At 64.0% G+C, this 22,067-nt stretch carries 22 protein-coding genes and 1 pseudogene; 4 read left to right on the top strand and 19 right to left on the bottom strand.

The features are described 5' to 3' along the window. A pseudogene (locus ACP156_RS23770) lies at window positions 1–121 on the bottom strand (L,D-transpeptidase family protein); the annotation flags it as partial. Between the two features lie 66 nt (window positions 122–187). Then, entirely contained in the window at window positions 188–2,374 is a 2,187-nt protein-coding gene (locus ACP156_RS23765) for a heavy metal translocating P-type ATPase (RefSeq protein WP_425053842.1), read from the bottom strand. A gap of 328 nt (window positions 2,375–2,702) precedes the next feature. Between ACP156_RS23765 and ACP156_RS23760 the strand changes: the two genes are divergently transcribed. After that, window positions 2,703–2,987, top strand: coding sequence for a hypothetical protein (locus ACP156_RS23760; RefSeq protein WP_425053838.1), 285 nt, complete (start codon window positions 2,703–2,705; stop codon window positions 2,985–2,987). A 44-nt stretch (window positions 2,988–3,031) separates the two neighbouring features. Here the strand turns inward: ACP156_RS23760 and ACP156_RS23755 are convergent, their stop codons facing one another. The 17 genes from ACP156_RS23755 to ACP156_RS23675 form a co-directional block, all read right to left on the bottom strand. Continuing rightward, complete coding sequence (locus tag ACP156_RS23755; protein ID WP_425053837.1) at window positions 3,032–3,697, bottom strand: L,D-transpeptidase; 666 nt, start codon at window positions 3,695–3,697, stop codon at window positions 3,032–3,034. A gap of 406 nt (window positions 3,698–4,103) precedes the next feature. Continuing rightward, the gene (locus tag ACP156_RS23750; protein WP_425053836.1) at window positions 4,104–5,432 is read right to left on the bottom strand and encodes an APC family permease; all 1,329 of its coding nucleotides are present in this window, start codon (window positions 5,430–5,432) and stop codon (window positions 4,104–4,106) included. Next, a complete protein-coding gene (locus tag ACP156_RS23745) occupies window positions 5,416–7,485 on the bottom strand; it encodes an AarF/UbiB family protein (RefSeq protein ID WP_425053835.1) in 2,070 nt (689 codons plus the stop codon). Before ACP156_RS23745 ends, ACP156_RS23750 begins: the two co-directional genes overlap by 17 nt. Then, window positions 7,482–8,579 carry a KR domain-containing protein gene (locus ACP156_RS23740; protein ID WP_425053834.1) on the bottom strand — a complete coding sequence of 366 codons (1,098 nt, stop codon included), beginning with the start codon at window positions 8,577–8,579 and terminating at the stop codon, window positions 7,482–7,484. The genes ACP156_RS23745 and ACP156_RS23740 overlap by 4 nt, the downstream gene beginning before the upstream one ends. After that, a complete protein-coding gene (locus tag ACP156_RS23735; protein WP_425053833.1) occupies window positions 8,579–9,076 on the bottom strand; it encodes a c-type cytochrome in 498 nt (165 codons plus the stop codon). The genes ACP156_RS23740 and ACP156_RS23735 overlap by 1 nt, the downstream gene beginning before the upstream one ends. Before the next feature lie 11 nt (window positions 9,077–9,087). After that, a complete protein-coding gene (locus ACP156_RS23730; RefSeq protein ID WP_425053832.1) occupies window positions 9,088–9,744 on the bottom strand; it encodes a methyltransferase family protein in 657 nt (218 codons plus the stop codon). Next, window positions 9,741–10,004, bottom strand: coding sequence for a DUF2933 domain-containing protein (locus ACP156_RS23725; protein WP_425053831.1), 264 nt, complete (start codon window positions 10,002–10,004; stop codon window positions 9,741–9,743). Before ACP156_RS23725 ends, ACP156_RS23730 begins: the two co-directional genes overlap by 4 nt. A 15-nt stretch (window positions 10,005–10,019) precedes the next feature. Next, on the bottom strand, window positions 10,020–12,362 hold the full coding sequence (locus ACP156_RS23720; RefSeq protein WP_425053830.1) for a copper-transporting P-type ATPase: 2,343 nt from the start codon (window positions 12,360–12,362) through the stop codon (window positions 10,020–10,022). A gap of 207 nt (window positions 12,363–12,569) precedes the next feature. Beyond that, window positions 12,570–13,181, bottom strand: a complete 612-nt coding sequence (gene petA / locus ACP156_RS23715) for a ubiquinol-cytochrome c reductase iron-sulfur subunit (protein ID WP_425053829.1) — start codon at window positions 13,179–13,181, stop codon at window positions 12,570–12,572. Next, a complete protein-coding gene (locus ACP156_RS23710; protein WP_425053828.1) occupies window positions 13,178–15,022 on the bottom strand; it encodes a DUF3141 domain-containing protein in 1,845 nt (614 codons plus the stop codon). The genes petA and ACP156_RS23710 overlap by 4 nt, the downstream gene beginning before the upstream one ends. Continuing rightward, window positions 15,022–15,306, bottom strand: coding sequence for a DUF5676 family membrane protein (locus ACP156_RS23705; RefSeq protein ID WP_425053827.1), 285 nt, complete (start codon window positions 15,304–15,306; stop codon window positions 15,022–15,024). The genes ACP156_RS23710 and ACP156_RS23705 overlap by 1 nt, the downstream gene beginning before the upstream one ends. A 236-nt stretch (window positions 15,307–15,542) precedes the next feature. Continuing rightward, a complete protein-coding gene (locus ACP156_RS23700) occupies window positions 15,543–16,133 on the bottom strand; it encodes an RNA polymerase sigma factor (protein ID WP_425053826.1) in 591 nt (196 codons plus the stop codon). A gap of 18 nt (window positions 16,134–16,151) precedes the next feature. Beyond that, the gene (lgt, locus tag ACP156_RS23695) at window positions 16,152–17,075 is read right to left on the bottom strand and encodes a prolipoprotein diacylglyceryl transferase (protein ID WP_425053825.1); all 924 of its coding nucleotides are present in this window, start codon (window positions 17,073–17,075) and stop codon (window positions 16,152–16,154) included. 90 nt (window positions 17,076–17,165) lie between these two features. Continuing rightward, window positions 17,166–17,753 carry a TVP38/TMEM64 family protein gene (locus ACP156_RS23690; RefSeq protein WP_425053824.1) on the bottom strand — a complete coding sequence of 196 codons (588 nt, stop codon included), beginning with the start codon at window positions 17,751–17,753 and terminating at the stop codon, window positions 17,166–17,168. 107 nt (window positions 17,754–17,860) lie between these two features. Continuing rightward, window positions 17,861–18,301 carry a hypothetical protein gene (locus ACP156_RS23685; RefSeq protein WP_425053823.1) on the bottom strand — a complete coding sequence of 147 codons (441 nt, stop codon included), beginning with the start codon at window positions 18,299–18,301 and terminating at the stop codon, window positions 17,861–17,863. Window positions 18,302–18,389: 88 nt separating this feature from the next. Continuing rightward, complete coding sequence (locus tag ACP156_RS23680) at window positions 18,390–18,776, bottom strand: DUF302 domain-containing protein (RefSeq protein ID WP_425053822.1); 387 nt, start codon at window positions 18,774–18,776, stop codon at window positions 18,390–18,392. An 86-nt stretch (window positions 18,777–18,862) separates the two neighbouring features. Then, window positions 18,863–19,441, bottom strand: coding sequence for an EF-hand domain-containing protein (locus ACP156_RS23675; RefSeq protein ID WP_425053821.1), 579 nt, complete (start codon window positions 19,439–19,441; stop codon window positions 18,863–18,865). 170 nt (window positions 19,442–19,611) lie between these two features. On the opposite strand from ACP156_RS23675, the gene ACP156_RS23670 reads away from it, so the two are divergent. From ACP156_RS23670 to ACP156_RS23660, 3 genes are read left to right on the top strand one after another with little or no spacing between them, the layout of a single operon-like run. Then, a complete protein-coding gene (locus tag ACP156_RS23670; protein WP_425053820.1) occupies window positions 19,612–20,334 on the top strand; it encodes a response regulator in 723 nt (240 codons plus the stop codon). Next, entirely contained in the window at window positions 20,334–21,743 is a 1,410-nt protein-coding gene (locus ACP156_RS23665) for an ATP-binding protein (RefSeq protein WP_425053819.1), read from the top strand. Before ACP156_RS23670 ends, ACP156_RS23665 begins: the two co-directional genes overlap by 1 nt. Further along, window positions 21,740–22,057 (top strand): SHOCT domain-containing protein, encoded by a 318-nt coding sequence (locus tag ACP156_RS23660; protein ID WP_425053818.1) that lies wholly within the window; start codon window positions 21,740–21,742, stop codon window positions 22,055–22,057. Before ACP156_RS23665 ends, ACP156_RS23660 begins: the two co-directional genes overlap by 4 nt. Window positions 22,058–22,067: the final 10 nt, after the last annotated feature.

The following is a 22,067-nucleotide window of genomic DNA, read 5'->3' as shown; positions in this document are numbered from 1 at the left end:
TGTAGAGGCGCAGCCGGGTGACCTCGGGTCCGCTGTAGGTTCGGAACTTGCTGGCGCAACCGGATAGAAAAGCGACAAGCCCTCCGAACAATACGACGCGGCGCGGAATATGGATCTTCATCACTGCTCTATGCCTCGTGAGCGAGGTCTCGTATGGGGCAAACGCTACCCTGCGGGTGGTGGCGGTTCAATGCCCGTGTGCGAGCGCGCCTCTTGCCATCTGCTCACCAATCGGCTCGCCGCCGGATGGCGATACATTGGACTTGTGGCCATTCAGTAGTCTCAACGCATTCGCAACCACCAGCAGCGAGACGCCGACATCCGCGGCAATCGCGCCCCACATCGATGCCATCCCGAATGCCGTCGCGACGACGAAGACGGCTTTCGTCGCCAGTGAAACGCCGATGTTCTGGTGGATGATCGACATGGCGCGGCGTGAATGACCGATGAGCCAAGGCACCTTGCCAATGTCGTCAGTCATAAGGGCGATGTCGGCCGTCTCGATGGCCGCGTCGGACCCGACGGCGCCCATGGCGATGGCATAGTGCGCCCGCGCCATGGCCGGGGCGTCGTTCACCCCATCGCCAATCATCGCAACTAGGTCGTGGCTTTCGACCAGTTCCTCGATTGCCGTCACCTTGTCCTCGGGCAAGAGTTCGGCACGCACCTCGTCGATGCCGACCTCCGCCGCAACGGCGCGCGCGGTACGCTCATTGTCGCCGGTCAGCATGACGATGGTCTTCACGCCCTGCGCATGTAGTCGCGCGACGACACCCTTGGCGTCCGGGCGGATCCGGTCGCGCAGTTCCAGAATCCCGGTCACGCCGGTCTCGTCACCGACGGCTACAAGCGTACTGCCGGCCCCCTCGATCCGGTCACGGAGGTCCGCCGGAATGGCGCTGCCGAACCCTTTCTCTTCGGCGAACCGGTCGGAGCCAAGCCAGACTTTTCGGCCCCCTGCCCGTCCTTCCAGCCCTCGTCCCGGCACGGTGCGTGTATCCTCCGCCGCTGGAACCTCGATGCCGTCTGCCGCGGCCCGCGCAAGAACGGCACGCGCCAGCGGATGCGATGACCGCGCTTCGAGTGCGGCCGCCAGCGTCATCAGATCGCGCGCCGAGGCGCCGCCGAGCGGATGGACAGCGGCCACCTCGGGCTCACCCAAGGTGATGGTTCCGGTCTTGTCCATCGCCAGAGCCGTCGTCCGGCCCGGGGCTTCGACATAGGCGCCACCCTTGATGAGAACCCCCGCCCGCGCCGAGGCCGTCAGCGCGGCCACGATGGAGACCGGCGTCGAGATGACCAGCGCACAGGGACAGGCGATCACGAGAAGAACGAGCGCGTTGTAAAACCAGTAGTCCCAGGCTCCACCGAAGACGAGCGGCGGCACCAGCGCAATGGCGACGGCCAGCGCCATGACGATGGGCGTGTAGATGCGCGCGAACTTCGCGACCCACTGCTCCACGGGCGCGCGGCGGGCGTGAGCGTCCCCCACCATGCGGATGATCTTGGCGAGCACCGTGTCGGATGCCGCTTTGGTCGCGCGCACGGTCAAAGTCCCTTCGCCGTTGATCGTGCCCGCGTAAACCTCGTCGCCTGGCTCCTTCGGCACCAGCGCACTTTCGCCGGTGATCGGCGCCTGATCGACGGCCCCTGCCCCATCTACAACTTCACCATCCAGCGGGATGCGGTCGCCGCCGCGCACCACGAACCGTGCATTGATGGCAACAGCGGAAGCCGGCACGTCTGCTTCAGAACCGTCATCATAGAGAACCCTTGCCGTCGGCGGCGCCAGGTCAAGCAACGCTGAAACCGCGTTCCGCGCGCGCCCGACGCTCCAGCTTTCGAGGTAGAGCGACAGCGAGAAGAAGAAGGCCACCGTCGCCGCCTCGAAGAACTCGCCGAGGCCGATGGCCCCCGCCACCGCGACCACCATCAGCAAGTTCATATCGGGCGACAGACGCCGCGCGGAGGACCAAGCCTTCGGGGCCACGAGCCAGACACCGAACAGGATCGCGGCAGCGAAGAGCACGGCCTCCGCCAGCGGCATGGGGAACTCGCCGTGACCCGCGAACAGGCCGAGGGCCCCGCCCATGCCGGTCTCGACGATGTGCCAGAGAAAGCCGGCCGCCCAGAAGCCGCCACTCAGCGCCGTGAACAGCCGCTGCCGGGCGAGATGGGCCGCCTGATCTTCCGATGCGGTTCCCGCATCCCAGCGCTTCGCACTCATGCCGGTGGTCGCAACCAGTTGCGCCACCTCGTCGTCAGTTACACGGTCCGCGCTGTCCAGAATGGTCATCCGCCCGTTGATGACGTCGAAGGCCAAATGCTCTGCTCCGCCGACCTTCGGACCGACGACCTTGTTCAGGATCGCCACTTCTTCGGCGCAGTCGAGCCCGGAGACCTGGAAGCTCCGCCCGACAGATGGCGCAGGCGTCGTGGGAGAGACGTTGCCGCATGGTCGATCGCTCCCGCAGCAACTGTTGCCGTTCTCTTGCGAGGCGTGAGAATGATCTCGGCGGTTGGTATCAGCAGACATGAACGGACCTCTAGAGTCGGGTTGTTCAGGACAACATAGTTCCTACAGTACCTAGAGGTTCAAGAACATTAATTGATGGTTCTCCAGATCGCTTTCTTGCTATGTGTCGTCGGAAAGAGGCTGGCCATCTGTTGCTGCCAGACCGACAAAAGAGGAAGGAAATTTAATGCGGCCGGTACTATCAAAGCAAAACGTGACGATCGGAACCACACTGTTGTTCACCGCAGGGTGTGCCATCCCTCCAAGCAGCGGGAGCGACGCGGCGAACGCTATCGGCAATATTCCCGATCGCGTCGTGGCAATGGCGGCGCCCGACCAAGATATTTCCACCGCGCGCCTTGTGCCGGACGACGGCTGTTACTGGTACGAGCACAGCGGGCCGGTTGAGACGACCTTGGTTCCGCTACGCACGCCTAACGGCAGTCGGATCTGCACCGCGCGGGAAAGCTGAGCCTCTCGACAGACCGTCGAACCGCCCGCCAAGCCCGCGCGCGTCTAGCTGCGGGCGGTGACGCTGTCCTCGGCCGAATAAAGATACGCTGTCGATCCGAGTTCGACGTTTGGGTAAAGGTCATTGATGTGCGCCATAACCATGCGTACGCAACCGGAGCTTGCACGACCGCCAATGCTGCTCGGATGCGGAGAACCGTGTATCCGCAAATAGGTGTCGCGATCACCGACGTACAGGTAAAGCGCTCGAGACCCGAGCGCATTCTCCGGTCCAGGCTCCATGCCGTCGGCGATGTCCGCGTAGAGTTCGGGATCGCGGTCGATCATGTTCTGCGTCGGTTGCCAGTGCGGCCACTTGACCTTGCGCTTGATCGTATATGTGCCCGGCTCGTATAAATTGCCACGCGCGATCGCCACACCATAGCGCATCGCAGTGCCACCTTCCTCGATGTGATAGAGATAGCGCGCCACCGCATCCACATGGATGTCTCCAGGGACGAGGCCCGCATTGGCGGCGACACGTTGCGGAAGAAAGCGCGGATGCAGACCCCAGGGATTGGACGTGGCAGGATCGTAGCCCGGCGGCGTGACTTGCGCGTCCCATGCGGCCTTTTGCGCTTCCGTGGGCCAAGAGTCGGCGAATGCCGGGCTGGCCAGCGATGCCGAGAACAGCGCGGTGGTCGATTGAATGAAATGCCTTCTCGTCAACATGTTAGACGTCTCCTTCGTAATTGTATGGCGGGCCGCGCAATTTCCCGGATACATTGTTGCCAGCCCGAGAGGGTTTGAGGTTGCGTTGGCAGTTTGCCCGCGGCACTGACGCTCTGTAGAGGGCTAACGTCTAAAGCCACTAGAGGTTCAAGGAAAACTTTCGTGACCTGACAAAACAGCTCCGCAACGCTTATCCGATACGTCCCAGAACTGGAAACGCTTTAGGTAACCGAGGAAATTTATCGTAGGGGCAACCCGCATCACCGCATTGAAACGCACCGTTTTCGAGCAGTCCAATAACGGCTCTGTGTGATTCCGTTGGCCGACAGGCGGTCGTGGCCCCGACACCGACCATTTCGGTCCTCTCGCCGCGGTTCTACCCGCTCGGCTGTCTTGCTGCCCGGCATCAGTGGTCATGCGCAACTTCCTGCGGCGCCAGCCACCGAGACAAGTACATCCGCTCGAAGACGAAAACAGCCAAGATGCCGCCAAGAGCATAGAGCACAATCAGCGGATCGCTCCGAAGTTTCATCACGGTGAAGGCAACCAGTACTATGGCGTCGAACGCTAGAGCCGAAAGCAGTACCAAGCCGGACGCCCCGATCTCTTCACGCCGATAGCGATAGACGCCCCAATGCACGGCCATGTCCATGACAAGATAGAAAAAGGCGCCGAGCGAGGCGATCCGGCCGAGGTCGAAGAACACGGCAAGCGTCGAAGCGATGACAACGGTGTAGACGAGCGTGTGCCGTTGGACCGGTCCCGACATGCCGAAATGCCGATGCGGGATCATCTTCATGTCCGTCAACATCGCAAGCATCCGCGATACGGCGAAGACACTGGCCAGCACGCCCGAAGCCGTGGCCACCGCCGCAAGGATCACGGTCAGGAAGAAGCCGGTCTGCCCCAGGGCAGGTTCGGCGGCTTCGGCGAGCGAATAATCCCGCGCGGCGACGATCTCGTCAATGGTCAAGCTCGAGCCGACACCGAAGGCAACCAACAGGTAGACGGCCACGCAGATACTGATGGAGATCACGATGGCGCGGCCCACGTTGCGGTTAGGCTGGGTGATCTCGGAGCCGCTGTTTGTGATAGTGGTGAAACCCTTGAAGGCCAGTATTGCAAAGGCCACCGAGGCGACGAAACCCATGACGCCATAGTCCTGCGCGCTATCGGACGCGGCGGCGAACTGGAAGCCGCTCGACCAGAGCGCGGCGATTCCAAACAATCCAATGCCTCCGATCTTGATGGCCGCCATGACCAGAGAGAACACGCCGACCGACCGATTGCCGGCGATGTTCACCAGAAACGCGAAGAGGATAACGCCCACGGCAAGGATCGGCACCATTGGCCCGCCCTCGATCTCGAAGGCACGCAGAACATAGGTTGCGAAGGTCCGTGCCACCAGACTTTCGGCGATGACCATGCTGAGGGCCATCAGCAGGGCCGCCCCCGCCGCGACCGCACCGGGGCCATAGCACTTTTTCAGGATCATGGCGATCCCGCCCGAAGACGGCCATCTGTTCGACATCCGGATGTAGCTGTAGGCGCTGAACCCGGTCACGATTGCGCCGGCGATGAAGGCGAGCGGGAATAGGGGCCCGGCAAACTGCGCGATCTGCCCCGTCAATGCGAAGATGCCCGCGCCGATCATCACGCCCGTTCCCATCGCGACGGCGCCGCCCAGGCTGATCGACCCTTGGCGGTAGCTGCCGCTTCTATCTTCCTGTTGCATTCTCACCTGCCGTTGTTCTCTCATCTTCGTCCAATCCTGGGCCGGCATGCCATCTGAAGTCGCAGTGGTCGTGGCCGCCGGCAATCGTCTTAGGCCGTACCAGTCGCCCGCCCCATTTCTCGGCCACCGGATAATCGAGGGCGCACCATGTGGCTGTGCAGAGCACTGCGGACTCATGGCCCGCAAAGAACTCCGCCACCGGGCATCTCGTGCAGTCGAAGGCCACGACGCCTGCACCCGCTTCCACATCCCGCCAGCCATATCCCGGCGGCCCGAAGGGAAACCTGCGGAATACGTCGGTGGCGATGCGCAGCCGCTTGACCGGATCGGCGGTGATGGTCCGGGCAAATTCGAACGGCGGATCGGCCATGCGGTTGTAGATATCCCAGCCAATCGCGTGAATGAGTTCGTGGCTCTCCGCCTCCGACCGGCCCTTTGCAAGAAGCGTTCGGTGCAGAGCCAGTGTCAGCACCGCAAGATGCGTGGTAATAATCGCGCCCGTATTGGATTCGAGCGGAAGATCGCGGTCCAGCAGGTCATAGGCCACCCAGGTCTCGGCAAGGATCGCGTCAGTCTCCTTGCCCAGATGTGGCAGGGCGAAACGGCGCAACAGCATTGACAGCGTGCTGCGGCCGATGGATTCGCCGCCCGGAACGACGGCCTCCAGCATTCCTCGCACCATCTTTTGCGTCGCGGTGCGGTCCCAGATATCGTCGATTGCCTCGGCGGGCGGCAGTGTTCCTGTCAGCAGGAACTCAGGCAGCATTTGCGTGATCCGCCCCAGCGGATCGCTTTCCGCCAGCCGCGCTGTGAGCTCGCGCGCGATAGCGGGCCGCGACAGGTCGTCGAACCGTGCCTCTGGCGCCAGCACGAACAGCAGCGCTTCGGCGGTCGTCAGCGCCTTGGCATGGATCATGAGCGATGCCGGAAACACGAACCCGGCCCCGTAGCCCGCGCGCATCATCGCAAGGTAGGTCCGAGCAAGGCTGGCTTCGCGCGAGGGCGTGGAGTAGAAGGCCGCCGCGAGTTCCTCGAACCTTTGTCGGAAAAGCCGGTGATCGGCACCAGCGAGCGCCTCGGTCTGGACGCTGAAATGGTGGTAGGCGCGCCGGGTCTGCCGCTGTGCCACTGCCATCCAGTAAAGCACGAAACGGTCGCGCTGCGCCGCGTCCAGTTCGCCATACATGCCGAAATCGAGCAGCGTGAAACTGCCATCGGCATGAAAGACGATATTGCCGGGGTGCAGGTCGGCGTGAAACAGCCCGTCCGACACGAACATCTTCAGCAGCATCGACACCAGCGCCTTGACCAGCGCGGATCGGGTTTGCTCAGGGAGGGTGGCCACAGCCTTGGCCAGCCGCATGCCCTCGACCCAGTCCATGGTCAGCACACGGGCCGTCGTGTGGCCGGGATAGGTTCTAGGGATTCGGACGCCGTGCTGCCCCGCGAGATTCTCGCGAAACCGGTCCATGACAGCCGCTTCGGCCCGAAAATCGAGTTCGGCCAAGGAGTAGCGCTGGAACTCCGACAGTAACGCTGGCAAATTCGTGCGACGCAGGCGGCGTGGCACTACCAGACGTGCGATCCTTAGCCCGAGGTCGAGCGCGTCGAGATCGCGGCGGAACAGCGGCTCCAGCCCCGGTCGCTGCACCTTGGCCGCGACCACCGTGCCGTCCGCCAGGCTTGCCTTGTGCACCTGCGCCAGGGACGCGGCGGCGACGGGTTTGTCCTCGAAGCTGGCAAAGGCGGTTTGCAGCGGCGCGGCTAGTTCATCCTCGATGATGCGTCGCACCGTGGCGAAGTCAACCTCGGGCGCGTGCTCCTGCAATTCCGCAAGCCGCGCGATGTAGCTTTCGGGCAATATGTCGGGGCGGGTGCTGAGGATCTGGCCCAGTTTGACGAAAACCGGCCCCAGAGCGAGCAGGTTTCGGGCGAACCGATCCGGTGCGGCGGGGTCGCCACTGGCCGGATCATACCGCCGGAGGACCCAAATGTCCTTCGACAAGACGACGGCAATCCGGACCAGCCGCAGGAAGTTCCCGACGCGGTTCACGGTCTTTCTCCATTGAGGTCGGTCGACCAGGTCTCGATCGCCATGCGCGGCAAGAGATGACGAAGTGCCTCGAGCGCCTCGGCGAATGTCAAGACGTCGACAATGGTCCTCACGCCGGGCATCGGCCTGTCCGCCGCTGGCAACGCGCGGATTGTGGCGAGGATCATGGCCGCGGTCACCGCGGCTTGATCGCCAGCTGCGACATGGTGCGAGGCCGCAACGATGCCTTCGGGGTTCTGCGCCTCAACAACGATGCGGGCGTGCGCTTGACCCGTTTCCGGCAGGCGCCTCAATACCTGCGTTACACCGCGTTTGCGTTGCGCCAGCGCTGGACCGAGGCCAAGCCGCAAGAGCAGGCCGACTGCGCGCGTCACAAAGGGAGGATCGATCGCCACAAAAGTCCGAACGCGAGCCGGCCTGGCAGCCTTTCGGCAATCTGTAATTCCATCCGCGGCAAAGCCGATACCGAGAGCGGGACGCGCTCGTGTTCCGCGCAGGAAGGTAAAAGAACGGCGAAGCTCTCCGGGCCGGACAATGGTGTTTTCAGCGCCGGACAGCCGATAGGGGCGGCCGAGGGCGTCGATAGACCATTCCGTGGCGGCTCTACCGTAGTGGCGGCCCATGCTTAGTTCCAACCCGATGTCTACCGCGGCAGCCTCTTTGACGCGGACAAGTTCGGCGGCCATCAAGGTGCTCAAACCGGGTGCAGTTCCGACGCAGAGGACAACAGTGCCCGGGCCACCGACTTCCGCCACTCCACGTCTCAGTGCTTGCACGTAGTTCGGCGACGCAGAGGTCTCGAGGAATTTTCCGCCGTTTCGGACAACTTCGATCGCAATCGTTGGCGGCGTCGCTTCGGTCAGGTTTATCACTGTCGCGCCAAGCGGCAGCTTTCCAACGGCGTCCTTACCGGCGATATCGAGCTCGAGTGCCTCGACACGATCACCTGACCCAACACCGCTGCGCGAAACCAGCAATAATCGGGCTGCCGTATGATCGAGCAGCAACCGGACCAGTCGACCGCCGACATCGCCCGTGCCTCCGATCAGAACGACGGTTCCTTGCACCGGCGGCGGGTCGGCCCGGCTTGCCATCAGTCGATCCCGTTGGCGCGCTGCAATTCGCGAATGTAGCTGACGATGAGTCCAACCGTTTCCTCCGTGACCCCTTCCACAGGAGGCATATCGCCGAAATCCCAATGGTGCGACCGCACGCCCGCCGTCGCGGCCCGCAGGAATGCCCCGTCAGGGTGATGACCCGGCTCGTAGATGGGATGGACCAACGGCGGACCATTCCTAGTTCCGCCTGCCCCATTTTTTCCATGGCACGACGCGCAGCTTTTCTCGAACGCGAGCTGGCCGAAATACGATGGTGCGCTCAGGGTTTTCGGCACAATTACGCTATCGGGGTCGGGTGCGGGCGCTCCGGCGGCGTCGCCATGCATCTGGGTGTTGACCCGTGGCCGGAGGTTTTCTGCCTCATCGGACTGGGCAAGCAGGCTTGTTGCCAATCCGATGGCGAATAAGGAGGCAATCGCAACTGCCTTTCGCCATACTGCTGCGGGATTTCCGGTCTTCCTGCTATCGGCCATATTCCCGCCCGCTACCTATGCGCATCGACAATGCTGGACATCCGGCCCGGAATGAACGCGGGGACAGCCGCCGCGTAGCGATCCCAGTCATCCCCGAAGCGCGACCGGCTGTCGGCCTCCTCGGCGCGCGCGAGACGTGCGTACATCCAGACCAGCACGGGAAACATCGCGAGCGTCAACAAGGTCGGCCACTGCACGAGAAAGCCCGCCATGACCAGCACAAAGCCCGCATATTGCGGGTGGCGAATGCGTGAATAGGGTCCGGTCGTTGCCAGCACGCCGCGTCGCTGCGCGGACCAGAGATGGTGCCAGGCCACCGAGATCAGCCAGAACCCGCCGCCGATCAGCGCGAAGCTCAGAATGTGGAACGGGCCGAAATGCGGATTCGCGCGCCAGCCGAACATCATTTCGGGCAGATGCCCGCTGTCATGCGCGAACCAGTCAATATCCGGCCAGGTTGACTGGAGCCAGCCGGACAGAAAGAAGATGGTCAGGGGGAACCCGTACATCTCGGTGAACAGGGCGACGATGAAGGCGCTGAACGCCCCGAAACTCCGCCAGTCGCGCGACGTCTGTGGCTTGAAGAAGCTGAAGGCGAAGATGATGAAGACGGCCGAGTTGATGAAGACCAGGAGCCAAAGTCCATAAGCATTTCCGGTATCGGTCATCTCTTGTCGCCTCCTCCGCCATGTCCGCCGTGGCCCCCATGCATGAAGAAATGCATGCCCACGCAGAGCAATAGCGGCAGCCAAAGCAGCCAGTTGCTGCCGAAGATATGGACCCGGTGCTCGTAGCCCAACAGGAGACCGCCGACGACCAGTGCGACGATCAGATAGATGCCGGTGCGTGACCGCCAGAAGGACGGTGTCGGGGAGGTTTCTGCCGACTGGTCGTGTTCGGCATGTGCAGGATCATGGTGTTTGTCCATGCTGGGTCTCCATTTCTATACCTTTGCGCTGCGAAGACGCAGTGAGTTGAGCACCACCGAGATCGACGAGGCGCTCATGGCGAACGCGGCAAACATGGGGCTGATCAGGATGCCGAAGAAGGGAAACAGAACGCCTGCCGCGACCGGTACGCCGGAGGCATTGTAGACCAGCGCGAAGAAGAGGTTCTGACGGATATTGCGCATGGTTGCGCGCGCCAGACGCCGCGCACGCACGATGCCGTCAAGGTTGCCTTTTACCAGAGTGATGCCGGCGCTTTCGATGGCGACGTCGGCGCCGGTGCCCATGGCGATGCCGACATCCGCTTGCGCCAACGCAGGCGCGTCATTCACGCCGTCCCCAGCCATCGCAACCTTTCGGCCTGCCTCTTGCAGCTCTCTGATGATGCGGGCCTTGTCTTCGGGCAGAACGTCCGCCCGTATCTCGTCGATACCGAGCCGCGATCCGATCGCCTTTGCCGTGCGTTCATTGTCGCCTGTGGCCATGATTACGCGGAAACCAAGCTCATGCAGTTCCCTGATCGCCGCAGGAGTGGTTTCCTTGACCGGGTCCGCGACGCCGACCAGGCCGGCGATCTCGCCTTCGACCACCACGAACATGACCGTCTCTCCTTCGTCGCGGCGAGCGTTTGCCTTGGCAGTCAGGTCGCCTGCCTCCAGCCCCAGATCGCGGATCATGGCCAGATTGCCGAGTGCGACCGTCTGTCCGTCGACGATTCCCTTGACCCCCTTTCCGGTGACGGCCTCGAAGTCTTTCGCATCGGCCATCTCCACGTTGCGCTCTTCGGCACCCCGAACGATGGCTTCGGCAAGCGGATGCTCGGAGCCGCGTTCGAGCGAGGCGGCAAGGCGCAGTACTTCTGCTTCATCATGACCCTTCTCAGGCAGGACGGCGACCAGCTTCGGCTTGCCCTCGGTCAGGGTGCCGGTCTTGTCGACGATGAGGGTGTCGACTTTCTCGAACCGCTCCAGCGCCTCGGCGTTCTTGATGAGCACGCCGGCCTGTGCGCCGCGGCCCGTCGCCGTCATGATCGACATGGGCGTGGCCAGACCCAACGCGCAGGGGCAGGCGATGATCAGCACTGCGACGGCAGAGACCAGCGCATAAGACAAGGCCGGTGACGGCCCCCAGACGGCCCAGGCGATGAAGGACAGGATGGCGATTGCGATCACCGCCGGCACGAAATACCCGGCGACCTGATCGGCGTATTTCTGGATCGGCGCCCGGCTGCGCTGTGCGTTCGCGACCATATCCACGATCTGTGACAGCATAGTGTCGGCGCCAACGCGTGTCGCCTCCATCACCAGGCTGCCAGTGCCGTTGATCGTTGCCCCGGTCACGGGATCGCCCTCGGTCTTTTCGACCGGGACGGGCTCTCCCGAGATCATGCTTTCGTCGACCGAAGACCGGCCATCGACCACAACGCCATCCACCGGCACCTTGTCGCCCGGCCGCACCCGCAGCCGGTCGCCCACCTGAACCTCTTCAAGCGCGATTTCCTCTTCCGTTCCGTCAGGCCGGATCACCCGCGCGGTCTTGGCTGCCATATCGAGAAGCGCACGGATTGCCCTGCCCGTCCCTTCGCGTGCGCGCAATTCCATCACCTGTCCCAGCAGTACCAGCGTCACGATCACGGCAGCCGCTTCGAAATAGACACCGACATGGCCCTCTGCATCGCGGAACCCGTCCGGAAAGATGTCTGGGGCAAGCACGGCAGCGACACTGAACAGCCATGCCGCCAGAACGCCCATGCCGATCAACGAGAACATATTGAGATTCAACGTGCGGAACGAATTCCATCCGCGAACCAGGAATGGCCATCCGCACCAGAGGACGACCGGCGTGCCGAGCACCAGTTCGATCCAGAGCGTCGTGCGTTCGCCAAAGATGTCGCGCACCCCGGGGAAGCCCAGATACGGACCCATGGTCAGAACAAGAAGCGGGATCGTCAGAACAGTGCCAACCCAAAAGCGCCGTGTGAAGTCGACCAGCTCCGGGTTCGGGCCCTCCGCAACCATCGTGGCCGACTCCAAGTCAAGCCCCATGCCGCAGATTGGGCAGGAGCCGGGATGCGTCTGACGGACTTGTGGGTGCATCGGGCAGGTATAGACGGCGCCATCATATCCGGCCGGGATCTCGTCATATTTTCCATCAACGGGTGTTGCGGCTCCGTGATGGGCATGGTGGTCGTGCTCGGAATGGGCATCGAGTTCCGCCTCCGGGACAAGATGCATCCCACATTCCGGACAATCGCCGGGGCCGTCCTGCTGCACGTCGGGGTGCATCGGGCAGACATAGCTGTTGGTATCGGTCACCGAATGGTGGGCGTGGTCGTTCATCGGAAATTCCTCTCGGGGCGAGTCGGGGTCAACCTAGTCCTTCCACTGACTGGAGGGTCAAGGCGTGTCGCATATGACAATACAAGCGCGGCGCGGAGGCCGGCTCCGGCTTGTGGAAATGGTGTCGGGCTCAGAATCCCGCGACGTGACATCGCCCGGTCGGATCCACCTGCGGTCCGGGGAACCCGATTTGTTGTTCGGTCCATATCATTCCCCGATCGTCAGGGTTAGATCATCGGCAAGAGTGTAATCAGGAATGTCGAGATTGCGCGGGGCGGGACCTTTCCGGATGCGGCCCGAAGTGTCGTAATGGGATCCGTGGCAGGGGCAAAACCAGCCGCCGTATTCCCCCAACGCGTCGCCCGACCTCTGACCGACGGGAACGCAGCCGAGATGTGTGCAGATGCCGATGACGACTAGCCATTCCCCGGCCCCGTCGGCAGTGCGGTTCTGGTCGAGCGCCGGCACCATCCCGGAATGGTTCGGATTTTCTCTTGCACTGTCAGTCTGATCCACGAGCGCCTCAAGCGGTGTCGCCCGCGCGGCGTCGATGGACGCTTGCGACCGGCGCCAGACAAAAACGGGCTTTCCCTGCCAGCCGACCGTGATGCGCTGGCCGCGCTCCATCCCGGACAGATCGACGCGCACCCGTGAGAGGCTCAGGACATCTGCGGAGGGGTTCATCGCGTTGACCAGCGGCCAGATGGCGGCTCCCGTTGCGACTGCCCCTGCCCCGCCCGCCGCGTAGTAGAGGAAATCCCGTCGGCTCTCTCTGGTTCCCGGGTCGATTTCGAGTAGAGTTCCGTCGCTATTAGTCATCTCTTTGGCTCCTTCGGTTTCAGGATCCGTCTGGAGTGTCGCAGCGCGCGGGAGGTCTGGCCCGGATGCGGCACAAGCCCCGCGCCGGGCGCGTAGATTGCCTTGAACACCGCCGCGATGGCGCGATCCCGGGCAAGCCGCATCGCGCGCAGACTGGCGCCGATCCGGGCCATCGCCTTGCGTTCCGCCGCTACGGCGGGGTCGTCGGCAGGTAGCGGTTTGCGGTCAGAGCGGATCGTGTCGGCCATGGCCTGCACCGCGCCCATCCACGGGTTGTAGCGCGCCGAGAACATGAGCCGGCTCCAGCGCATCGGATGCATCGCACGCAGGGCCTCCGCCGATTGCGGCGTGGTCATGGCCCTCAGCCACGGGCCGAGGAACAGGTCGTATGCCGCCTCATTGATGAGCGAGACCTGCGCGACGTTCTGCAGCGCATGCTCGGGATGCACTTCGCCGATGTCCGACACGTCGCGCGGTTCGAAGCTGACCGAATAGGACGGCTTCCGGCAGTCGGGATCGCCGGCGGGATTGTCGATTTGCATCTCGTAGAGCCCGGGCGCCAGCGCCTCGATCTCGTCGAGGCTTTCCAGGATTGCCCGGTGTTCGAGACGCGCCACAGACGCGGATACGAAGATGCCGAGATGCCCGACATGGGGGTTCACGAGATAGACGATCCGCTGTCCCGCGGCCTTGAGCGCGGCGGTGTCGGAATAGACCTTCGGGATCCAGCCCAAGGCCTGCGCCGGCGGGGTAATGTTGTCGCCCTCGGAGGCGAAGATCACGATCGGGTTTCGGATGCGCCGCAGATCGGCCGTGCGGCCCTCGCAGATCCGCATCTCGCCAGACTCCAGCCTGTTGCCGATGAAGAGGTTTTCGGTGATGGCGAGGATCTCCTCGCGGCTCAGCGTATAGAAGCCGTTCCACCAGCGCTCGAATTCCAGGAACCGGTCGCGTTCGGCGTCGATATCGGTCAGAAGGCCCGCATATTTTTCCCAGATCGCCTTTTCCGGCTGCAGGTTCTCGAAGTTCTGCGCGAGCCACGCGCCGTCGAAGCGTCCGTCGCCGAGATCCGCGGCCATATGCGCGGCCCATGTGCCCCCGGCAAGTCCGCCCATCATCCGCATCGGGTTGGTTCCGGCTTCACCGGCCCAATAGGAGAGCGGCGAGCCGTTCAGGACAATCGGACCAGAAAGACCCTGGCAGTCAGCGGCAAGCAAGGTGATCGCCCAACCAGCTTGGCAGTTGCCGTAGAGGACTGGCGCGTGGCCGGGGTGGTGGCGGGCGACCTCCTCGACGAAGCGGCGCAATGCGTGGTGGACATCGGCCAGGGTCTGGCCTGGCTCGGGCTCCGTGGAAAACACGACGAAATACACCGGGTGGCCCTCGTGCATGGCGATGCCCACCTCGCTGTCGCGCTTGAAACCGCCGATGCCCGGGCCGTGACCGGCGCGCGGGTCGACCACGATCACCGGCGGCTTGGCCATGTCGACGCAATCGTCCCAGCAGTCGTCGCCGATCGCGGTGATCCTGAGAAGCGCGTAGTTGGCCGGTCGGTCAAAGTGGCGCGCGTCGACAAGAGTTTCGTATTTGAAATCCAGAAGCGGCGGCATCCCCCGCCGCTCGTGCTCGATCATGTTGTCAGCACGTTCGCGCAGCGTGTCCAGGAACAGGACCCAGCGTTCAAACAGGTCCTGAGGATAAGTCGTGGCGGCAGCGGCCGGTTTTTCGACCTGCGCGGCCTTCGGTTCTTCAGCTATTGGGCCGCTTTGGTTCGCAACAAAGTCGTTCGTTACTGTCGCAACCGCCTTGAGTTGCCGCTTGGGGGATCTGGTCGTGGCCATCACGAACTCCGCTCAGCAAAGAAGTTGAACAACGAGCCGAAGATCAGCGCGACGAACCAGCCGTAAAGCAGCGTTTCGGCAACGCCGAGGACGTAGCCTCCAAGGCTGATGCCATCGACCCATGGCAGAAGCGGGGTCCACAGGCTGGTCATGCTTTGGCCCGGAAAGACCAGGTCAAAGACGACACAAATCGTGTAGGTGATCGCGAAGAAAATGCCGAGGCTCCAGCCCAGTGCCTGAATCGGGATGCGCGGGGCATGGCGCGTGTCGCTGGGTGCGGCCATGTCACGTCCTCCCCTTCAGGCGTGCGCCGGAAACGCTTGCATGGCTGCCGCCGCGCAGGCGCGGGGCCGCAGGGGCGTATTGAACCCGGGCCGGAGCCAACCGAAGCTGGCGTGCCGGCAGAAGCGCCGTTGCCATGAAGGCCAATATGATCAGCATTGCTGTCATGTCTCTTCTCCCTTCTCTCTGACGGTGCCTGCGGCGCCGTCACCTTGTAGACGCCGCGCGCGGGTTTTCGTTACAGACCGGCGGCATGAGCCGGTCTTTGGCGCGCGCCACAGGCGCAATCGCCGAAACCGTCCCGGCAGCACGGGCCGCAATGGACCGCAAGCGCGTCGCCCAGGGCCGCGCGGGCGCGGTGCAACCGCACGCTCAGCGTTCCGGGCCTAAGCCCCAGGTCGGCGGCCACGTCCGTCCGGGCGTCCTCGTCAAAGTAGACGCGCCGGATCAGGTCGGCGTCCGAGGGGCGAAGGTCCGTCACCAGCTCTCTGACGCACTGACAGATCACAGCCATGTCCTCGGCCGCATCTTCGCTTGTGACGCCGGTTGTTGCTTCTCGTGCCACCCCCTCCCTGAGGCTTTTCGCGCGGCCGGTTGTCCGGAAATGGTCGTTGAGCGTCGAACGCAGCACTGCGTAGAGCCAGGCATCCATCCGCCCCGCATCGCGCAGCTGGTCCTTGTGGGTCAGAACCCGGACGCAAAATTCCTGAAACACGTCCTCGGCCTCGGCCCGGTTGCCGAGCCGCTTGGCAAGAAAGCTAAGAAACGCCGGGCGCAGGTTGATCAACCGGGTCTCGGCCGATGGGTTGCGATCAGTTGTGGTGCACATGCCTCCTCCTTTCTTGCGTCATGAGACCGGGCGAGAGCCTGTATGGGCCGGAGGTGCCGGCCGCCGCCAGGCGTGCAGGATCAGCGCCAGCCCGATCAGGATCATGGGTGCCGATAGCGTCTGGCCCATCGTCAGCCCCCAGTCGCCGAAATGGATTACGTGGCCAACCGGGTTTCCCGGAGCGACGAATTGCGCGTCTGGTTGGCGGAATAGTTCCACGAAACTCCGCGCGGCGCCGTAGCCCGCCAGGAAGGTCCCGGTCAGCGCACCGGGCATCTTCAACCAGCCGCGACGCCAGGCGAGGTAGAGCAGCACCGCGCCCAGCAGCGCGCCCTCCAACAGCGCCTCGTAGAGCTGCGATGGGTGTCGGGCGCATAGCGAAACCATACCCGGACAATCCTGCGCCGCATCACCCGGAAAGATCACCGCCCAGGGAACATCCGTCGGCCGCCCCCACAGTTCGGCGTTGATGAAATTGGCGATCCGGCCTAGCAGCAGGCCCGGTGGGGTCGCCAGCGCCAGCAGGTCGGCGACGGCCGCAACCGGGGCCTTCTGGCGCAGGCAGAAGATGAGCGCCACCGTGACGACGCCTAGGAACCCGCCGTGGAAGGACATGCCGCCCTGCCAGATCTTGAGGATCTCCGCGGGATTGGCCAGGTAGTATTCCGGCTGATAGAACAGTACGAAGCCCAGGCGCCCGCCCAGGATCACGCCGAGGATGATCCAGGTGAGCAAATCCTCGATCTGGCGCCGGTCGAGCGGCGGACCCGCGCTGGACCACAGCGCCGGTCGGCTGACCGCCGCGACACAGATGCGCCAGCCCACCAGCAGCCCGACGATATAGGCCAGCGCATACCAGCGGAGGGAAAAGCTGAAACTGCCGATCTCGATCGTGAACAGCGCGTGGTTTATGTCCGGGAAGGGGATTGCAGCGGTCAGCATGGGCCGGATTCCGTTCTCTGTCGCAAAAGGCGGCGGGTTGACTGTGCAGGCCGGGAACGGCCCAAACGGTGGAGCAAGTTGGCGCGGAGGTCACTCATGGCGCAACCTGTTGTCTCGCCAGTCGCGCAGGCCCACGATCAACAGCGGAATCAGCGTCAGCGCGCCCAGTCCGATCGCGGCCCAGGCGGCGCGGGAGGAACTTCCGCTCACCGCCTCCTCGCCGAAATGCGCCAGCACGAAACTGGCCGGGACGATCCCGGCTAGCGTGGCGAGCCCGAAGCGCCAGAAATGAAGCCGGCTCAGCCCTGCCGCATAGCTGACGATGTCGAAGGAGATGAAGGGCAGCAACCGGCTGACAAAGACTGTGAACGTCAAGGCGTTCTGCGACCCGAGCCAGCCCTTGTCGACCTTCTCGCCAAACCAGCGCACCAGCACGTCGCGGCCGAGATATCGCGCCAGCCCGAAGGCGATCAGCGCACCAAGCCCGGCCCCGGCCACGATATAGGCGGTGCCCAGCGTGTGCCCGTAGGCGGCCCCGGCCGCCAGTGCGATGGGGGCGCTGGGGATCGGCGTGGCCACGATCGCCGCCGTCATCAGCCCGACGATCAGCAGCGGCCCCCATATCCCGGCGGCCTCGATCCAGCCCGAGATCCGGTCGCCATCCAATTGTTCGAGCATGTCGGTGGCGGATCCGAGAAACAACACTGCGAGAACCGCAACCAGAAGCGCTGCGATGGCTGACTTAGCAGCCGGGCGTGATATCGACCAGTCTGCCATGGGCGCTCTCACGGCAGATATAGGGCCAGTAGAAAGCCCGCTGCCAGCAGATCAAAAACCACACAGAATGGGATGTACCATCGGGGAACGGGCGCTCCGACCCTGCCGCCGTGATGTAGCACGTCCCATCCGGCATGCGCGGCAAGTCCGGCTGGCAATGCCAGCGGGTTCCAGAGCATACCAGCCAGGGCGGCCAAACCGAAGAGGACTGCGACGCCTAGTTCGGACCAGAAAGTCCTCAGCGATCTGGAAGTGGCGCCGAAACCGATATACGCCCCGCCGATCAGGGCCAGCGTCACCGATGCGACCGCCACCGAGATTTCCTGCGGGACGAGAAGATGGATAGGAGCGGTGACGACAAAAAGTCCCGCTCCCACTGCGCTCGGTCCCGCATTGCCAGGCCCGAACCTGTGTCCAATGTCCGTTTCAACAGTTCGGTCAGTCGGCATGTTTCTTGATCTCCGTGATTGCTGAGGTTCGGATCTAATCCTCACGGAAATAGCAATTCCAGTAGCTGGAAGGTCAAGGCATGGATGATCAGGCAGCATCAACCGCTTTGCGAAGCATGTCGCGAACCTCGTCGGCGACGTCGTGAAGCTGCTGACTGTCAATGGCCTTTATCAATTCGACCGGGTCGATGGCGCTGATTTCGGTGCCGCCGTCCACCTCACGGAGGATCACGTTGCAGGGCAGCACCGCGCCCACGCGAGGCTCGATCTCAATTGCCTTGTGCGCCATGGAGGGATTGCAGGCCCCGAGGATGCGGTAGGGTGGCATGTCGGCGTCGATCTTTTGTTTCATCGTCGCTTGGACGTCGATTTCGGTGAGAACGCCGAAACCCGCCTCGGCCAGCGCGTCGCGCAGGCGCATGTCGGCATCGTCGATATCGGTGCCCATCAGTATGCGATCATAGGTATAGGCCATTCCGTTCTCCTTTTGCGTCTGTGCCCGGCCTTGCCGCTGCCCGTCCGGCGCCGCGTGAACGCCGGGGGGCGGCGGTGCCGACCTGCTCAGTTGTCCGTCATCATGCCGTCCATCCCGGGCGTGGGGGCGTCGCCGGGCTGGGCCTGCATCATCCGCGCACGCATGTTCTGCATGCGTTCCATTGTGTCGGCGACGGCCGAGATCTCGTCCGCCGTCACCGACCCGTCGCCATCGGCGTCGAGATGCTGGAACCGATCCACCATCGTTTCGCGGATCATAGCGCTGTGCAGGGTCTCGAATTCCGAGATCGACAGCGTGCCGTCGCCGTCGCTGTCATACTCGGTCAGTTTCGCCTGAAACCCGGCGCGCAACTCCTCGGCGGTCACCGTGCCATCGCCATCGGCATCGAACATCTGCATCATGGTGCCGTGCATCGGACCCATCCCGCCCATCATGCCGCCGCCCATCATGCGGCCGTGCATCTGCTGCATCATGTCCATCATCCCCGACATGCCGCCCATCATGCCGGTGCCGCCCGGGGCCGCCATTCCTGCGGCGGCCCCAGGTCCGGGTTTGGCGCCGTGGTGGTTGGCATCGGCGAAAGCCGCGCCTCCGAGTGCGGTTGCGGCCAGCACGATTGCCGCCAACAGTTTCTTGCGTGACATGAAGATCTCCTCATCCTTGGTTTCGACAAAACGCATATGGACAGGGTTAGGGGTCATCGAAACACCGGGAAACGGGCGGTTTGTATCGGTGGGTCGCAAGCGCCGCTGCGGTTACATTTCGTGACAAATCTCTTCGGGAAAGCCGCGCTTGCGACCGCTAAAAGGAGGCCATGAGCGACCAGCCGCATATCCTTGTCGTGGACGACCACCGTGAGATCCGCGAGTCCGTCACCCGGTATCTCGAGAAGAACGGGCTGCGCGCGACCTCGGCCCGCGACGCGGTCGAGATGGACGCCAAGCTGGCCCGGGGTCAGTTCGACCTGATCGTGCTGGACGTGATGATGCCGGGTGAAGACGGCTTGTCCGTCTGTCGCCGCCTGTCGGCACAGGGCGATATGCCCATCCTGATGCTGACCGCGCTTGGCGAAGAGACGGATCGCATCGTCGGGCTGGAAATCGGCGCGGACGATTACCTGGCCAAGCCGTTCAATCCCCGGGAATTACTGGCGCGGATCAAGGCCATCCTGCGCCGCTCGGCAACGCCCGAGTCGCTCGCCGGCCGGTTGTCGGGGCAACGCATCGCCTTTGCCCACTGGGTCCTGGATACCGACAGCCGGGTGCTGTCCGATGAGGCCGGCGCGCGAGTCGATCTGACCGGATCCGAACTGAAGCTGCTGATCACGTTCCTGGAGCGCCCGCGCATGGTGTTGAACCGCGATCAGCTGCTCGACCTGACTGCGGGGCGCGCGGCATCGCCGCTGGATCGCACCATCGACAACCAGGTCAGCCGACTGCGCCGCAAGATCGAACCCGACCCGGCGCGGCCCCGCATTGTCACCACCGTGCGCGGCGGCGGCTATTGCCTGGCCGCCGACGTGCGGGAGCTGGAGTGATGCGGCGCCTCTTCGACAGCCTCAGGGGGCAGCTGGTCCTGCTGATCGTCGCGGCGCTGGCCATAGCCCAGGCGGTGAGCCTATTTCTGTTCGTGGACGAACGCGGCTTGGCCGTCCGCGCCGCCTTGGGGTTCGAGGCAGCCGGTCGCGCGGCCAATGTCGCGCTTCTGCTCGAAGAAGCGCCCTCGTCCCTGCATCAGGCGATCCTGCGGGCCGCGAATTCGCCGTTGGTGCGGTTCGAGCTGTCGCCTGTCCCGGCCGTGGATCACGGCAGTCATGCCGATGGCGGCGCGGTCGAGACGCGGGTGCGCGGGCTGCTCGGCGGCGCGCCCGACCGCGAAATCCGGGTGGAGCTGCACACGGTCGAACATGACATTCTGCCGATGCCGCATCTGGCCGCCGAGATGGCCGAGATGCATCTGGCCATGATGCGGGGCGAGGTCTCGGCCATCGAGATGCAGGTGTCCATCGCGCTCTCGGATGGGCAATGGCTGAATGTCGGCACCCGGTTCGAGCGGCCCCCGCTGCAATGGCCCTGGGTGTCCTTCGTCAGTTTCGGCCTCACCGCGGCGCTGATCTTGATCACCACCTGCTGGTTCCTGCTGACCCGGCTGACCGGCCCGCTTCTGCGCGTCTCGCGCGCCGCCGACCGGCTGGGCCGGGGCGAGGCCGTGGATCCGTTGCCGCTGATCGGTCCGGGCGAGTTGCGCGATCTGACACAGGCGTTCAACCGGATGCAGGCTCGGCTGACCCGGTTCGTGGCCGACCGGACCCGGCTGCTTGCCGCCCTGGGCCATGACCTGCGCTCGCCTCTGACCGCGCTGCGGGTGCGCGCCGAGATGGTCGAAGAGGCCGAGACGCGCGACAGTCTGATCGCCTCGGTCCAGGAGATGCAGGAAATGGTCGACGCCACGCTGTCCTTCGCCCGTGGTATGGCCAGCGCCGAGGCTTACGAAACGGTGGATCTGGGCGACTACCTGCGACAGTTACAGGCCGACATGGTCGAGGGTTTCGATCTCGACACCGGCGACCGAATCGAGTTGCGCCTGCGGCCCCATTCGGTCCGGCGCGCCCTGCGCAACATCATCGAGAACGCGCAGCGCTATAGCGGCGGCGCCTCCGTGACCTGCCAACACGACTCAGAGGAGGTTCGGATCCTCATCTCCGACACCGGCCCAGGCATCCCCGAAGATCAGATCGAACAGGTGTTTGAGCCGTTCTTCCGGCTCGAGAAATCCCGCTCGCGCGAGACAGGCGGCACCGGGCTTGGCCTGTCCATCGCCCGTTCGATCATCCGCGCACATGGCGGCGAGGTGACGCTGGCAAACCGCCCCGAGGGCGGGCTTGTCGCGACCGTGACGCTGCCGCGCGAGGTCGCGCCCGGACCACAGGAAAGGAGCTTGCAATGACCAGATACACGATACTTGCCGCGCCGCTGGCCGGACTTACCACGCCCGCACCGGCCCTGGCCGACAGCGCCGAGACTTGGCGCGACGGGTTCGGCCATATGTTGGGCGGCGGCTTTGGCATGGTCGGCGGCGTGATGATGCTTCTGTTCTGGGGCGGGATCATTGTCCTGATCGCGCTTGCAGTGCGCGGTTTTTCCGGCGGAAGCGAGGCCCGTCGCGGCCCGGACGCCCGCGAGATCCTGCGTGAACGATATGCACGCGGCGACATCGACGAGGAGGAATACGAGCGCCGCAAGGCCGGGCTGGAGACGTAGTCCCGCCCGC

This window comes from Psychromarinibacter sp. S121 (assembly GCF_049801035.1).
Lineage (GTDB): Bacteria > Pseudomonadota > Alphaproteobacteria > Rhodobacterales > Rhodobacteraceae > Psychromarinibacter.
The sequence above is the reverse complement of the archived record's forward strand: the minus strand, read 5'-3'. Positions and strand labels throughout refer to the sequence as shown.